Below are 548 nucleotides of genomic sequence, written 5' to 3' on the forward strand. Positions count from 1 at the left end.
ACCACCCCCACCGGCACCGCACGCAACCACCCATCCAGCACAAACAACGCCGCCCCCAACACCGGCGACCCAATCGGTACCGCCCCCGAACCCGCCGTCAACGGCGGAGTCCACGCTGGGCCCATCGTTGTTTCAGTTGGCCCATACCAGTTGATCATCACCCGCCCCGGCGCCCACTTGTTCACCAGCGCCGCCGGGCAGGCCTCACCGGCCACCACCAGCGCGACCGACTCCAAACCCTCGGGCCACAACATCCCCGCAGCCGACGGTGTCTGGGTGAGAACGCCGACCTTTTCGGCAACCAGCAAAGAATGAAAATCCATCGGTGACCGAATGACTGAGTCGGGGACCACCACGAGCCGCCCCCCGTATAAAAGGGGGCCCCAGATCTCCCATACCGACAGATCAAATGCCAAGGAATGACACTGCGACCACACAGCCGCCTCCGGCAGGGCTGCAGGCAGCGCCCCCAGCAGCGCGGTGATGTTGTGGTGGGTGATGGCCACCCCCTTGGGCACCCCGGTGGTGCCCGAGGTGTAAATCAGATA

Annotated in this window: 1 protein-coding gene; it reads right to left on the bottom strand. The window is 65.0% G+C overall.

The features are described 5' to 3' along the window. Window positions 1–548, bottom strand: a 548-nt coding sequence (locus tag OQ968_RS24785; RefSeq protein ID WP_324682293.1) for an AMP-binding protein, incomplete at both ends; no start/stop codon positions are given.

The organism is Mycobacterium sp. 663a-19 (assembly GCF_035616495.1).
In the GTDB taxonomy this organism is placed as follows: Bacteria; Actinomycetota; Actinomycetes; order Mycobacteriales; family Mycobacteriaceae; genus Mycobacterium.